The organism is Nocardia sp. NPDC058633, from assembly GCF_042717045.1.
GTDB lineage: Bacteria > Actinomycetota > Actinomycetes > Mycobacteriales > Mycobacteriaceae > Nocardia.
Genome location: NZ_JBHXRA010000017.1, coordinates 26,396 through 40,138, shown reverse-complemented (window position 1 = coordinate 40,138; position 13,743 = coordinate 26,396). Strand labels below are relative to the sequence as shown.

The window sequence follows — 13,743 nt, the reverse complement described above, 5'->3', positions numbered from 1 at the left end:
TGTCGGTCACCCGGCATGTAGCGCTGCCGCGATCTGTCTACGACAGGGGATGGACGAGCTCGCTCCGAGGGCTGTGGTCGCGAGTGCGCCTGCGGTGTTTGCCCATTTCAGTGCAGTAGGCGCGCCCTGATTCCAGGTAGCCACCAGGGCACCGGTGAATGCGTCACCAGCTCCGGTCGTGTCGACCACATCGACGGCGAGTCCCGCGACGGAGTGTTCAGCTCCCACTTCGCCGAGATACGCCGCCCCGTCCCTGCCGAGCGTGCGAACCACGTGCGCGACCTGTGCCAGCTCGGCCGAATACTGTTCGGATTCCAGGGAATTCACGATCGCGAGGTCCACGGCGGCCCAGAGGTCGGCGGGCAACGGCGCAACCGGCGAGGGATTCAGCGCGACGACGGTGGCGGACTTGTGGGCATGTCGAGCGGCGGCGAGCACGGTATCGATCGGAATCTCCAACTGGCACAACAGGATATCGGCGTCCGCGATCGCCGCGAGCTCGGTGTTCGTCAGCTCGGTCACTCGCCCGTTGGCGCCCGCGACCACGATGATGTTGTTCTCACCGGTGCCGTCGACGACGATCGTGGCGATGCCGCTGGCGCCATCGACCCTGCGCAGCAAGCTGGTGTCGACGCCCGCCTCCGACAGCGCGACCGCCAGCTCCGTCCCGAAGGCATCATCGCCGATCGCGCCGAGAAACCGCACCCGAGCCCCGGACCGTGCCGCCGCGATCGCTTGATTCGCGCCCTTTCCGCCGGGCACGGTCGCGAACGCGGTCCCGAGCACCGTCTCACCCGGTGCGGGCCTGCGTGCGGTTGACGTGACCAGATCCATGTTGACGCTGCCGAGTACGACGACGGTCGGCGAATCAGGGCGATCCATGGCGGTAAATCTAGCGGTGAGGCTGCCGCGCCCACCGGGTTCGGGCGGTTCGCGGCTTTCGGGCGGTCCGCGGCCACACCCGGAAAATCAGTGCTCACGCCCTGTGGACAACTCCGTCGACGGCGCCGCCGAACCTGTGGACAACTCGGTCCCGGTGCCGGTCGGAGGGGTATTCCGGGTCCCGGGCGGCGGCGAGCGCGCGTGGTGGACTGCGTAGGCTGATACCCATGACGGTAGAAGTGACCCCCGAGCTGGACATCCGCGCAGCGGTGCACGACGCCGCCCGCAGGGCTCGCGTCGCGTCCCGTGTGCTGGCGCAGCTGACCACGGCGCAGAAGAACGACGCACTGCACGCGGCGGCCGACGCGCTGCTCGCCGCCGCTGATCGCGTGCTCGCGGCCAATGCCGACGACATCGCGACCGCGCAGGCCGCCGGTACCGAGGAGAATCTGCTCGACCGGCTGCGCCTGACCAAGGCCCGCATCGACGGCATCGCCTCGGGTCTGCGTCAGGTAGCCACGCTGCCCGATCCGGTCGGCGTCATCGTGCGCGGTTCCACTCTGCCCAACGGCCTCGAGATCCGTCAGACCCGTGTGCCGCTGGGTGTGGTCGGCATGGTCTACGAGGCACGGCCCAATGTCACCGTCGACGCGTTCGGCCTCGCCCTCAAGTCGGGCAACGCGGCGCTGCTGCGCGGGTCGTCCTCGGCCGCGCACTCCAACGCCGCCCTGGTCGAGGTACTGCGCGAAGCCCTTGTCGCCCAGGCCGTCCCGGCCGATGCCGTGCAGCTGCTGCCCAGCCACGACCGGTCCAGCGTCACCCACCTGATCCAGGCCCGTGGTCTGGTCGACGTGGTGATCCCGCGCGGCGGGGCAGGCCTGATCAACGCCGTCGTCCGCGACGCGCAGGTACCCACCATCGAGACCGGCACCGGAAACTGCCACGTCTACGTGCACGCTGCCGCCGACCTGGACATGGCCGAGGCCATCGTGCTCAATGCCAAGACCCGCCGCCCCAGCGTCTGCAATGCCGCCGAGACCGTACTCATCGACGCCGCCGTCGCCGAGACCGCGCTGCCCCGCATCGGCAAGGCACTCGAGGACGCTGGCGTCACCATCCACGGCGATCTGCCCGGTCAGGTCCCGGCCACCGATGCCGACTGGGGTGAGGAGTACCTCACCATGGACATCGCGCTGAAGGTCGTCGACGGACTCGATGCCGCCGTCGAGCACATCAACACCTGGGGCACCGGCCACACCGAGGCCATCGTCACCGCCGACCTGGCCGCCGCCCGCGAGTTCACCGCCCGCGTCGACGCCGCTGCGGTGATGGTGAACGCGTCCACCGCGTTCACCGACGGTGAGCAGTTCGGCTTCGGTGCCGAGATCGGCATCTCCACCCAGAAGCTGCATGCCCGCGGCCCCATGGCGCTGCCCGAACTCACCTCCACGAAGTGGATCGTGTGGGGCGACGGCCAGACTCGGCCGGTGTGATCGTGGCTCTCGTACAGGAACCGATCTTCACCTCGGTCGACGATGTCATCGACCGGCTCGCCACCACCGGCTACCTGGCCGACAAGGCAACGGCCACTTCGGTCTTCCTTGCCGATCGGCTGGGCAAACCGCTGCTCATCGAAGGTCCGGCCGGCGTCGGCAAGACCGAACTGTCGCGGGCGGTGGCCCAGGTCGCCGATGCCGAGTTGGTCCGCCTGCAGTGCTACGAGGGCGTCGACGAGGCGCGCGCGCTCTACGAGTGGAACCACGCCAAGCAGATCCTGCGCATCCAGGCGTCGAGTGAAAACGATTGGGCCGAAACCAAAGCCGACGTCTTCACCGAGGAGTTCTTGCTCTCGCGCCCGTTGCTCACCGCCATCCGTCGCACCGATCCGACCGTGTTGCTGATCGACGAGACCGACAAGGCCGACGTCGAGATCGAGGGCCTGCTGCTCGAAGTGCTCAGCGATTTCGCGGTGACCGTGCCCGAACTGGGCACCATCACCGCCACCCGCAAGCCGTTCGTGGTGCTCACCTCGAACGCCACCCGGGAACTGTCGGAGGCGCTCAAACGCCGCTGCCTGTACCTGCATCTCGACTTTCCCGATGAAGACCTCGAGCGCCGCATCCTGGCCAGCCGCGTCCCGGAACTCCCGAGCACGGTGGCCGAGCAGTTGGTGCGGGTCGTGCACGTGCTGCGCGGAATGCAACTCAAGAAGCTGCCCTCGGTCGCCGAAACGATCGACTGGGGCAACACCTTGCTCGCGCTCGGCGCCGCTGATCTCGACGACGCGACCGTGCGTGCCACCCTCGGTGTGGTGCTCAAGCACCGAAGCGATCACCAGCGCGCGCTGGCCGAGCTGAAACTGGCCTGATCATGACCGCGCCCGCTCCGCACGGAATCGGCGGCCACGTCGCCGGTTTCGTCGGTGCGCTCCGTGCCCGTGGCGTGCCGGTCGGACCGTCGGAAACCGTCGATGCGGGCCGGGTGCTGACCGTGCTCGACCTGCTCGATCGTGAAGCGGTGCGCGAGGGCCTTGCCTGCGCGCTGCTGCGCAGGCCCACCCATCGAGCCACCTTCGACGGGCTGTTCGACCTGTGGTTCCCCGTCGCTGTGGGTGACCGCAGCGCCGAGACTCCGGACCTGCCGCGCACTCCCGAGGGAGAGATCGACCTCGCCGCACTACGCGAGCAACTGGCCGAACTGCTCGCCGCCGACGACAGCGGCCCCCGACAGCAGTTGCTGGCCGGGCAGGTGGTCGAGCAACTAGGGCAGTACCAGTCCGCGCGGGGGCCGTCGTTCTCCGCGTACCAGGCGCTCAAGGATCTCGCGCCCCAGTCTCTGCTGGCCAAGGTGCTCGCCGGTCTCGCCCTGCCGCCGGATGCGAGCGAGCGGGACACCGAGGTCGCGCGCCGTGTCGCCAGGGAACGCATCGCGGGATTTCGGGCCAGTGTGGAAGCCGAGACCAACCGGCGCGTGGCCGAACAGATCGGTCGCGACCGCGTCGCGACCTACGGCGTCGCCCGCCAGGCCGAGGACGCCGACTTCTTACGTGCCTCCGAACGCGAGCTCACCGAATTGCGGCGCGGGACCCAACGATTGGCCCGAATCCTGGCTTCGCGGCTGGCGGTGCGACGCAAGCGCGCTCGCCGCGGCGAGATCGACCTGCGCAAGACCCTGCGCGCCTCGATGTCGACCGGTGGGGTACCGATCGACCTGGTGAACCGCAAACCTCGCCCCGGCCGGCCGGAACTGGTGCTGCTGTGCGACATCTCGGGCTCGGTGGCCGGGTTCAGCAACTTCACGCTGCTGCTGGTGAGCGCGCTGCGTGAGCAGTTCTCACGGGTACGGATCTTCGCCTTCGTCGACCGTACCGACGAGGTCACCGGCTTCTTCGAGCCTTACGCGGGCCTCGACGACGTGATGACCCGGATCTTCACCGAATCACGCATCATCGACGCCGACGGGCACTCCGACTACGGCTACGCGCTCACCAGCTTCGCCGAGAACTTCGGTGAATTCGTCACCAGTCGCAGCTCACTGCTGGTCCTCGGCGACGGCCGCACCAACTACCGCAACCCGCAACTGGACACCCTGCGCGAACTGGTCGGCAAGGCCCGGCACGCGCACTGGCTCAATCCCGAACCCAAAAATCTGTGGGGGACAGGTGATTCAGCGGCTCGTGACTACGGTTCGGTGATCGAGATGCACGAGTGCCGATCGGCTCGGCAGCTGACCGAGGTGGTCTCCCGATTGCTGCCCGTCTGAAGGAGTGGACGATGAGTGTCGACGTCTTGGCCTACTGCCTGGCCAAACCGGGTGCCTGGGAAGACGAGCCGTGGGAGGGCGACACTGTCGCCAAGGTCGGCGACAAGATCTTCGCCTTCCTCGGCGCGGGCACCTCGATCAGCCTCAAATGTGGCCGCGACCGCACCGAAGCCGACGAACTGGTCGACGTGTACCCCGACGATGTCACGGTGTCGGCCTACATCGGTCGCTACGGCTGGAACAGCGTCCGCGTCGGCGGCGCGGTGCCCGACGACGAACTGCGCGAACTGATCGACGCCTCCTACGACGCGGTCGTGGCCAAGCTCCCGAAGTCCCAACGCCCCACGGCCTGAACACTTCAGCCGACGTTAAGCCACTCATATGGCCCGGCGGTCAAGATCACGCCCATGCTGGCAGGGGCGTCGCGCGACGACGAGCGATCCGATCGACGGGCATCGGGTGTCGGGACAGTGCGGTCGGGCGCTGCGCTCGCTCGATCGGCGCGGTCCGCCCGGTGAACGATTCGTTCGCGAAAGGGAACGAAGAAGCCCACCTTGCCGCCTGCCGAGGCCTCGAGCCGGGTGCGTGCGGGGCAGAGCATGGCACAGCGGTCGCGCAAGAACCGGTCGGTGTCGATGCCCGCCGTCGTGCGCCGGGTTCAGGGGCGCGGGCGGCGCGACGTTTGGCCGGGATCGCCGCGGCTCGACTGGCAGACGCTCCCGAAGCAGCCGAGCAGCAGTTGCGTCGGGCATTGGTCGTCGGCGCGGAGGAACTGGCCGGGCGGGAACTCGCCGCGATGCGCACTCAGCTGGTGACCGCCGTCGCCGCCCAGCCGGGCCGTGACCGCGACGTGGCCCGCGCCGCGGCCTCGGCCGCCGCGTGCTGGCAGCCGATCTCCTCGGCGGACGCGGTCCACCTGTGGCTGGTCGCCGGTCGCGCCTGGCATCGTGCTGGTCGGCACGCCGAAGCGGTGACCGCCTTCGACCGCCCCCTGCTGACCGGCCCCGTCGAGTATCCGGCCGCCGAGCTCGCGCTGGTACGCGCTCAGTTCGCCGAATCTCTGAACCACCTCGGTCGCTACCGTCAAGCCGCCTGGCAGTTCGACGAAGCGGCGCGGCTGGTCGCCGGTTCACCCGCCCTGCGCCGCCGCCATGCCGACCTGGTGTGGTCGGCCGCGGTCGCCCGCGAATGCTGCGGGCAGGAGTCCGCGGCGCTCGGTGGTTACCTGCGAGCCGCGGGGCTGTGGGGCGAACAGGACAAGATCGTGGCGCGGGCCCGCTGCCTGCGTGCCGCCGCCTGGCTGCAACTGCGTGGGCCGAACGGGCGCGTGCGCGGACCGTGGTGGGTGACGATCGATGTGTTGATGGCCGAATTGAATCGCCGGGTCGCCGCCGAACCGGCCGCGCACCTCGTCGAAGAGCTGAAAAGCACCCGTGCTCAGTTCGCCCAGATGTGCGCGCAGTCCTCGCGACCTCGCGAGCACCGTGATGCCCCGAAGTAGTCCGGTCCGTGCCGCTGCTGTCGACCGGATTAAGCTCAGACCTCATGCACGAAACAGCTCGGCCGCGCCGCAAGCTAGGCGTGATGGGCGGCACCTTCGACCCGATCCACCACGGCCACCTGGTCGCGGCGAGCGAGGTCGCGAATCGGTTCGAGCTCGACGAAGTGATCTTCGTGCCGACCGGCCAGCCGTGGCAGAAGGTCAACAAGCAGGTCAGCCCCGCCGAGGACCGCTACCTGATGACGGTCATCGCCACCGCGTCCAACCCGAGGTTCTCCGTCAGCCGGGCCGACATCGAGCGCAACAAGGTCACCTACACGGTCGACACCCTGCGCGAGATGCAAAACGCGCACCCCGACGCGGAGCTGTACTTCATCACCGGTGCGGACGCGCTGGCCAACATCCTGACATGGCAGGATTGGACCGAACTGTTCGAACTGGCGAAGTTCGTCGGGGTGAGCCGACCGGGTTACGAACTGAACACCGATCATCTCGAGGAGCATCTGCGGGACCTTCCCGCCGACGCCGTCACGATGGTCGAGATCCCCGCGCTGGCCATCTCGTCGAGCGAATGCCGCCGCCGCGCCGCGGAGGGTCGGCCGGTCTGGTACCTCGTCCCCGATGGCGTGGTGCAGTACATATCGAAGCGGCACCTCTACGTGCCCGCAGGAACGGAAGGTAGCTGACGGTGAGTCACATGAGCGAGGGCCCGACCCCGCAGGAGGTGCAGGCATGAGTGCCTCTACCGAAGCCATCGAGATGGCCACGGTCGCCGCACTCGCGGCCGACGACAAGCTCGCCACCGATGTCGTCGTTCTCGACGTCTCCGAGCAGCTGGTGATCACCGACTGTTTCGTGATCGCGTCCGCGCCCAACGAGCGCCAGGTCAACGCGATCGTCGACAACATCGAGGACAAGCTGCGCGAAGCCGGCCACAAGCCGGTCCGTCGCGAAGGCACCCGCGAGGGACGCTGGGCGCTGCTCGACTACGTCGACATCGTCGTGCACGTCCAGCACAACGACGAGCGCAATTTCTACGCACTCGAGCGCCTGTGGCGTGACTGCCCGGCGGTTCCCGTCGAGGGTATCGCCGCACTCCCGACTCCGGCCGCGGACGACGACGCGCAGGTAGAGGGAATCGACGGGTGAGCAAGTACGCCCATGTGCGCAACCTGATCCTGTTGCGGCACGGGCAGACCGAATGGAACGCGGCCGACCGGATGCAGGGTCAGATCGACACCGATCTCACCGAACTCGGTCGTCAACAGGCCAAAGAGGCAGCGCGCGAACTGGGTTCGCGCAACGCCATCGCGATCCACGCCTCCGATCTGCGTCGTGCCAAGGAAACCGCGCAGGCGCTCGGCGACATCAGTGATCTACCTGTCATCACCGACCCGCGGCTGCGCGAGACCAACCTGGGTGACTGGGAAGGCCTGACTCACCTCGAAGTCGACGCCGACTACCCCGGCGCTCGTGTGCAGTGGCGTCTCGACGCCACGTACACACCGCCCGGGGGCGAGAGCAAGCTCGAGGTCGGTGCGCGTTCCCTGCCTGTGGTGCGCGAACTGTACAACGAGCGACAGGATTGGCCCGGTCGGACTATCATCCTGGTTGCGCACGGCGGGCTGATCGCTGCTCTGACGGCCGCGTTGCTGGAACTGCCACCGGAGAACTGGCCCGCCCTCGGCGGGCTGGCCAATACCAGCTGGGTGCAGCTTTCCAGTCACGGCCCGGACATCGACCGACCCGGCTGGCGCCTCGATGTGTGGAACGCAGCGGCGAAGGTAGCTCCCGATGTCCAATGAAGAGCCCGTCCGATCGGTACCTGATGAGATGTTCCAGCAGGTGACGGCCAAAGCCGGACGGCAATTGCCGGACGCGCTTTTCGGTCCGCCACCCGCTCGGCCCGAACGGGCAGAGCGTGAGGAGCCGATCCGTTCGGTACCGGACGAACTCTTCAAGCAGGTCACCGCGCGCAGCGAACGTTCGCTGCCCGATGCCTTGTTCGGCCCACTCCCCGCGCCGGTCGTCGCTGCACCCGACTCGACGGCAGATGCCGTCGAGTCGGGCTCGGGCACAGTGGATTCGGTGGGCACGGTGGATTCTGTGGCGTCGTCCGCCGACGATTCGTCGCAGGACAGCGCCGAAGCCGACAGGGCGGCGCCCTCGATCGGTGCCGACGCCGAGGCTGTCACCGCCGACGAGGTCGCGTCGGATTCCGCTGTGCAGGACGTCGACAGCGTCGGGCCCGAGTCCGTGGCACGTACCGATACCGGGGCGATCGCGAACGGCGACGGCTCGGACGGCGTGGCGAGTGACTCGGATACGGCTGTCGTCCAAGCGGATTCCACGCATGCCGCTGAAGGCGCCACTGCCGATGCGCCTGCTTCCGATATCGCCGCGTTCGGCCAGACCCTCTCCCAGGTGACGACCGCCGACTCGTCCGCTGACGCCGACTCGTCCGCTGACGCCGACTCGTTCGCTGACGCCGACTCGTTCGCTGGCGAAGGCTCGTCCGCGAGTGAAAGCTCGGCGAGTTCGGCTGCGGTGCAGCAGCTCCGAACCGCGGCCGATGCTGTGCTCGCAGACGGCGACAACGCTGCCTCGGCGGAATCCGCGGTGTCCGGTGCCGAAACCGTGGGTCCTGCCGAGGGAGCAACTGCCGGAGCTGATCCGGCGGGTGCGGACGCTGATTCCACCGACATCGAGGTCGCCGCCGCGTCGACCCCCACGGCGATGTCGACCCCCACGGTTATCGACACCGCCGAAGAACTGCCGGCCACCTCTGTCGCCGCACCGCAGCACGAGTCCTTGCCGTCGACGAGTGCGGAATCCGTACTCGTTCAGCAGGATGCGGCCCTCGAGCCCCTGGAGTCCGCCGCTCCGCGTCCGGTGCTGCTGGTGATCGCCGACTCGCTCGCCTACTACGGCCCGAAGGGTGGGCTGCCCGCCGACGATCCGCGAATCTGGCCGAACATGGTCGCCGCGGAACTGGATTGGGACGTCGAGCTGATCGCGCGGATCGGCTGGACCTGTCGTGATGCCTACTGGGCGCTGATCGGCGACCCTCGGGTGTGGGCCGCGGTGCCACGCGCCGGGGCGGTCGTGTTCGCCGTGGGCGGTATGGACACCCTGCCGTCCCCGTTGCCCACCGCGCTGCGGGAAATGATTCGCTACATCCGCCCGCCGCGGTTGCGTCGTGGCGTGCGAGCGTCCTACAACTGGTTGCAGCCGAAACTGTCGAAGCTCGGTCGCCCGGTCGCCCTTCCGCCGAGGGTGAGCGTGGACTACCTGGAGCAGTCCCGGACCGCGTTGAATCACCTGCGTCCTGAGCTGCCCGTCGTGGCAGTACTGCCGTCGGTGCACAAGTGCGACGCCTACGGGCGGGTGCACCGTGGCAGGGCGCGGGCGGTCAAGGCCTTGCAGGCGTGGTCCGGTCGCACCTCGGTGCCACTGGTCGACCTCGGTGAGGCCGTGCGCGACGACATCGAGTCGGGGTCCGCGAACCCGGACGGCATCCACTGGGGTTGGGCCGGGCACGCGGCGGTGGCGACGGCGATGACCAAGGCGCTGCAGGAGGTCCGGTAGTCCGTGGCCGTTGTAGTGGTCACCGATTCGGCGGCGGGGTTGTCCGCCGATCTCGTCGCCGAGCTCGGTATCGAGGTGGTGCCGTTGCATGTGATCGTCGGTGAGCGGGAGATCCGGGAGGGCGTCGACCCGATCGAGATCGACTACTCGGCGGACTCGGTCACTACCTCGGCCGCGTCGCCCGGAGAACTGCGCGAAGCCTACGAACGCGCGCTGGATCACAGCGACGGCGATGGAGTTGTCGCGGTGCACCTGTCGCGCCGGTTGTCGGCGACTTGGGAATCGGGTCGCCAGGCAGTGCGCGACATGGGCGCCGAAGATCGTGTGCGCGTTGTCGATTCGCTCGGCGCCGGCCTGGCGACCGGGCTGCCTGTGCTGGCCGCCGCACGCAGGGCGAGGGCCGGTGAATCGCTGAACGATGTCTACGAGTGCGCGGTGTCCGCCGCGACCCGTTCGCGCACGTTCATCCTGGTCAACCGCACCGAGCAACTCCGCAAGGGCGGCAGACTCAGCAGTGCCGCAGCGTTCTTCGGCAGCGAACTGGTGACGAAACCATTGCTGCAGCTGGTGGAGGGCAAGCTCGAAATGCGCGAGAAGGTACGAACCAGATCGCGCGCCTTCACCAAGCTGGTGGCCGCCGCGGTGGACGCGGCCGCCTCCGACGGCGCGGCCCTGGGCATCCAGCACCTGGGTGCGCCCGAAGCCGCCGAAAATCTTGCGGCCCAACTGCGTGAGCAGCTGCCCGAGGTCCAGGAACTCTATATCGCCGAGTTCGGCCCCGCGCTCGGTGTACACCTCGGCGTCGGTGCACTTGCCGTCGCGGTATTGCCGGGCGGATGCGTCTGACCGGTGCCGGTCCGGAATCACGCTGAGCGGAATTGTTTCGCGAGGAACCTGGACTGACGTGGTGTTCGCGGGGGGATCTACGATTCTCCGATGACCGGATACGACGACTTCGACCACCTCGACGCCGCGAACCTGCCTCCCCGCAGGCAACACATCCTCGCCGTGATCAGGGATTCGGTGCTCGCTCGCGGCTACGCGCCGAGTACACGGGAGATCGCCGACGCGGTGGGTCTGCGCTCCGCATCCACGGTCTCGCAACATCTGAAGGCGTTGGAGGAGGACGGTTTCCTGCGCCGCGCCGCCACCATGACCCGGCCCATCGATGTGCGCCTGTTCCTGCGCGGCGCGCCCGCCGCCGACTCCGACGCTTCGGTGTCGGTGCCTGTCGTCGGCGATATCGCCGCGGGCACACCGATCCTGGCCGAACACAATCCCGACGATGTCATGACCCTCCCGCGTGAACTGGTCGGCCGCGGTGAGGTTTTCGGCCTGCGGGTTCGCGGTGATTCGATGATCGACGCCGCGATCTGCGACGGCGACCTCGTCGTGGTACGCAGTCAGCGCGAAGCCAACTCGGGAGACATCGTTGCCGCCATGATCGGGGAGGAAGCCACGGTCAAGGTGTACCGCCGCCGCAACGGCCACGTGCACCTCGAACCGCGCAACCCCGCCTACTCCGTGATCGACGGCGACGAAGCGGTCATTCTGGGCCGCGTGGTGTCGGTGATGCGCCGAATCTGAGGCCGCTACGCCGGGACGAACCAGTCCAGCGACTGGCCGTGCGGCCCGGCGAAGGCCAACGGTTCGTCGTCGAGGGCGAGCACCAACTGGGCCGCCTTGCTCGCGGGTGCCGGTGTCCGGTCGACGAGTGAGGGGAGCACCCCGGTGCCCTCCTGCGAAATCCAGTGGCAGGGCAGGTTTCGCACCGTCGCCCGGAAGTCCGCCCGCGCCTGCGGCGAGAGGTAGGTGAGCACGGCGCTGTGGAACACCACCACAGAACTGTCGCGTGGTGCCGCCTGTACCAACTCGGTGACCTGGTCGTTCAAGTCGCCGGTCAGGATGGTCGGAGGGTCGGCCGCGGCGATCGCACAGGCCGCATGCAACCGTGCCAGCCGCTCGTCCTGACCCGGCCAGACGAGGGCAGCCAGCCATTGCCGATCCGCGCTGTCGCCGGCGTCGAGCGGGTGCAGATCCACTCCCGCTCGGTGTACGACTCGGGGGAGCCGGTCCGGGATCGGTACAGCCCCGGTTGTCCGGCAGGTCAACACGACCGGCGACGGACCGTCGGGCGGGTCCAACGCTGCTGCGTTGTAGCGGTAGCTGAAACGGTCCGGGTACAGGCACAAGCCCGCTGAGGCGCCGACCTCGATGAGCGACAGCGGTCCGGGGAGCCGGGCCAGCGCAGGCAGCAAGGTGGCAGCCCGCCCTGCCTCGTTGGTCTGGGTGCGTCGGGTCGACACCGTCGCCGATATCGCCGGCCAGTTCTGGCGCAGCTGTTCGCTGAATTCGCGGTAGGGGATCGCGTTCGCGCCGTTCACTCGCGCGGCAGCCAGGATGAGGTTGGGTTGCTGCTTGTCGGTGGGCAATCGGCCGATCAGGGCCAGCACCGTTGGATCGGTGCTGATATCGAGTGCTCTGCGGTGGTAGAGCGGGGAATTGTCGCGCGCTTCGCGGAGTGCGAAGTCGCGGAATCGTTGTGCGGGTTCCATAGGTACCTGAGTACTTCGAGTCGGCCATGAGCGCACGGTATCTATTCGGGCTGGGCGAGATCGGGGTGTGGGTGCCGCTGAAGGGTGGGTTGTCCACAGGTTCGGAGTTATCCACAGGTTTCTTTTCGGACCAGGTCGGCGGCGGTTATCCCGGACGCTGTGGGCATAGCGTCGCTGCCATGTCACGACACGAAGAGCACGAGCGGGTACGGCAGCGGCTGGGTGGACTGGCGGTACGCGAGCGAGCACGACCGAGCCCTGAACCGCCGCTGGAGCGTGGGGCGGGTTCTGGGACCGTCGGTTCGCACGCTGACGACAACCGAGGGCACTGGGACGAAGACGAACTCGCACCGTCGTCGGGGCAGGCCGGAGCGGTCGGCCCTCCTGGATGGCTCGACGACGGGGCGACGCGGCGGCGAAACCGGCTGGTACCCGAGCGCTTTCGTGACGCACGCCTGGATCCGGGTCATCGCGGTGCGCTGGTGCTCGGTCTGGTCGGGGTCATCGCCGTGGTGCTGACGGGGGTGATGGTGCTGCGCGATCAGCCTGTGGCCCGTGCCGTGCCGCCGGTGCCGGTGCTTCGTGCGGAAAGTGCTGCGGTACAGCCGAACCCGACCACTCCGATCGCGGCTGTCGCCGGCCGGAGTGTGACCGCGAGCGCTGAAGTCGTCGTCAGTGTGGTCGGTTTGGTCGAACGTGCTGGGCTGCACCGATTGCCGGACGGCTCCCGAATCGCCGACGCCATCGAACAGGCGGGCGGCATCCGCGAAGGGGCCGACCTGGCAGGCCTGAACCTGGCCCAACGCCTCACCGATGGCGACCAGGTCGTCATCGGTGCGACCGACCCTCGATCCGGGCAACCTCGTCTCGGCAGCATCATGATCGGTGCAGGCCGTGCACCCGCTGCCGCGTCGGATATCGCGGGCTCGACGACCGAGGGAGCGAGCACGGTGGACTCGAGCGCCACCGGGTCCAGCACCGGCGCGGAGACGCCCGGCAAGTCGCGGGTCGATTTGAACACCGCGACCGAGACCCAATTGGACGCGCTGCCCGGCGTCGGCCCGGTCACCGCCAAAGCGATTCTCGCGTGGCGCTCGGTCAACGGCCGGTTCACCGACGTCGCGCAACTCGGCGAGGTCGACGGCATCGGCCCCGCTCGCTTGGCCCGACTGCGCGACCTGGTGACGACATGAATGCTCCGCCGTCTCGTGGCACGCGACACGAAATCGGTTGCACCGCAGCGAATGACCGCCGGTTCGTCGCTCTCGCGGCGGGTGCGACCGCATGAACTGCCCGATGTGGCCGTGCGCGAGGCAGGAAAGTCGGCCCGCGCCAGGCCAACCCACGGGACCGCTGGACGACCGGGCGTCGGGATCGGGCGAGAGCCGTCCCGGATGTTCGATTGGGCTGGGCGAAACGCAGTGCGCCGCCGGTACGGCTGCGGGGGATTGCCGC

The 13,743-nt window shown here is 68.4% G+C and carries 14 protein-coding genes; 12 read left to right on the top strand and 2 right to left on the bottom strand.

Features of this window, described 5'->3' with window-relative positions; genetic code table 11:
• Window positions 1-6 precede the first annotated feature (6 nt).
• Window positions 7-882 carry a ribokinase gene (locus ACFWUR_RS22340; RefSeq protein WP_378909287.1) on the bottom strand — a complete coding sequence of 292 codons (876 nt, stop codon included), beginning with the start codon at window positions 880-882 and terminating at the stop codon, window positions 7-9.
• Between the two features lie 227 nt (window positions 883-1,109).
• On the opposite strand from ACFWUR_RS22340, the gene ACFWUR_RS22335 reads away from it, so the two are divergent.
• From ACFWUR_RS22335 to lexA, 11 genes are all read left to right on the top strand, one after another.
• On the top strand, window positions 1,110-2,375 hold the full coding sequence (locus tag ACFWUR_RS22335; protein WP_378909286.1) for a glutamate-5-semialdehyde dehydrogenase: 1,266 nt from the start codon (window positions 1,110-1,112) through the stop codon (window positions 2,373-2,375).
• On the top strand, window positions 2,372-3,250 hold the full coding sequence (locus ACFWUR_RS22330; RefSeq protein WP_378909284.1) for an AAA family ATPase: 879 nt from the start codon (window positions 2,372-2,374) through the stop codon (window positions 3,248-3,250). Before ACFWUR_RS22335 ends, ACFWUR_RS22330 begins: the two co-directional genes overlap by 4 nt.
• A gap of 2 nt (window positions 3,251-3,252) precedes the next feature.
• Window positions 3,253-4,644: a VWA domain-containing protein gene (locus ACFWUR_RS22325; protein WP_378909283.1), complete on the top strand. Its 1,392-nt coding sequence runs from the start codon at window positions 3,253-3,255 to the stop codon at window positions 4,642-4,644.
• Window positions 4,645-4,655: 11 nt separating this feature from the next.
• Window positions 4,656-4,997 carry an MmcQ/YjbR family DNA-binding protein gene (locus ACFWUR_RS22320; RefSeq protein ID WP_378909282.1) on the top strand — a complete coding sequence of 114 codons (342 nt, stop codon included), beginning with the start codon at window positions 4,656-4,658 and terminating at the stop codon, window positions 4,995-4,997.
• A gap of 329 nt (window positions 4,998-5,326) precedes the next feature.
• The gene (locus tag ACFWUR_RS22315) at window positions 5,327-6,145 is read left to right on the top strand and encodes a hypothetical protein (RefSeq protein WP_378909281.1); all 819 of its coding nucleotides are present in this window, start codon (window positions 5,327-5,329) and stop codon (window positions 6,143-6,145) included.
• 44 nt (window positions 6,146-6,189) lie between these two features.
• On the top strand, window positions 6,190-6,831 hold the full coding sequence (gene nadD / locus ACFWUR_RS22310; protein ID WP_101463962.1) for a nicotinate-nucleotide adenylyltransferase: 642 nt from the start codon (window positions 6,190-6,192) through the stop codon (window positions 6,829-6,831).
• 46 nt (window positions 6,832-6,877) lie between these two features.
• Entirely contained in the window at window positions 6,878-7,294 is a 417-nt protein-coding gene (rsfS, locus tag ACFWUR_RS22305; RefSeq protein ID WP_378909280.1) for a ribosome silencing factor, read from the top strand.
• The gene (locus ACFWUR_RS22300; RefSeq protein ID WP_101463961.1) at window positions 7,291-7,950 is read left to right on the top strand and encodes a histidine phosphatase family protein; all 660 of its coding nucleotides are present in this window, start codon (window positions 7,291-7,293) and stop codon (window positions 7,948-7,950) included. The genes rsfS and ACFWUR_RS22300 overlap by 4 nt, the downstream gene beginning before the upstream one ends.
• A gap of 1,063 nt (window positions 7,951-9,013) precedes the next feature.
• Entirely contained in the window at window positions 9,014-9,733 is a 720-nt protein-coding gene (octT, locus tag ACFWUR_RS22295) for a diglucosylglycerate octanoyltransferase (protein WP_101468122.1), read from the top strand.
• 3 nt (window positions 9,734-9,736) lie between these two features.
• On the top strand, window positions 9,737-10,579 hold the full coding sequence (locus ACFWUR_RS22290; RefSeq protein WP_378909279.1) for a DegV family protein: 843 nt from the start codon (window positions 9,737-9,739) through the stop codon (window positions 10,577-10,579).
• A 90-nt stretch (window positions 10,580-10,669) separates the two neighbouring features.
• Window positions 10,670-11,320, top strand: a complete 651-nt coding sequence (gene lexA / locus ACFWUR_RS22285; protein WP_378909278.1) for a transcriptional repressor LexA — start codon at window positions 10,670-10,672, stop codon at window positions 11,318-11,320.
• A 5-nt stretch (window positions 11,321-11,325) separates the two neighbouring features.
• Here lexA and ACFWUR_RS22280 read toward each other — a convergent pair whose 3' ends face one another.
• A complete protein-coding gene (locus ACFWUR_RS22280; RefSeq protein WP_378909277.1) occupies window positions 11,326-12,288 on the bottom strand; it encodes a DUF2332 domain-containing protein in 963 nt (320 codons plus the stop codon).
• Between the two features lie 179 nt (window positions 12,289-12,467).
• On the opposite strand from ACFWUR_RS22280, the gene ACFWUR_RS22275 reads away from it, so the two are divergent.
• On the top strand, window positions 12,468-13,481 hold the full coding sequence (locus ACFWUR_RS22275; protein WP_378909276.1) for a helix-hairpin-helix domain-containing protein: 1,014 nt from the start codon (window positions 12,468-12,470) through the stop codon (window positions 13,479-13,481).
• Window positions 13,482-13,743 lie beyond the last annotated feature (262 nt).

Bases quoted from the DNA above. Each gene is read 5' to 3' on its own strand.
- ACFWUR_RS22275 (WP_378909276.1), top strand. From the start codon at position 12,468: ATGTCACGACACGAAGAGCACGAGCGGGTACGGCAGCGGCTGGGTGGA.
- lexA (WP_378909278.1), top strand. From the start codon at position 10,670: ATGACCGGATACGACGACTTCGACCACCTCGACGCCGCGAACCTGCCT.
- ACFWUR_RS22280 (WP_378909277.1), bottom strand. From the start codon at position 12,288: ATGGAACCCGCACAACGATTCCGCGACTTCGCACTCCGCGAAGCGCGC.
- ACFWUR_RS22335 (WP_378909286.1), top strand. From the start codon at position 1,110: ATGACGGTAGAAGTGACCCCCGAGCTGGACATCCGCGCAGCGGTGCAC.
- nadD (WP_101463962.1), top strand. From the start codon at position 6,190: ATGCACGAAACAGCTCGGCCGCGCCGCAAGCTAGGCGTGATGGGCGGC.
- ACFWUR_RS22340 (WP_378909287.1), bottom strand. From the start codon at position 882: ATGGATCGCCCTGATTCGCCGACCGTCGTCGTACTCGGCAGCGTCAAC.
- ACFWUR_RS22325 (WP_378909283.1), top strand. From the start codon at position 3,253: ATGACCGCGCCCGCTCCGCACGGAATCGGCGGCCACGTCGCCGGTTTC.
- ACFWUR_RS22320 (WP_378909282.1), top strand. From the start codon at position 4,656: ATGAGTGTCGACGTCTTGGCCTACTGCCTGGCCAAACCGGGTGCCTGG.
- rsfS (WP_378909280.1), top strand. From the start codon at position 6,878: ATGAGTGCCTCTACCGAAGCCATCGAGATGGCCACGGTCGCCGCACTC.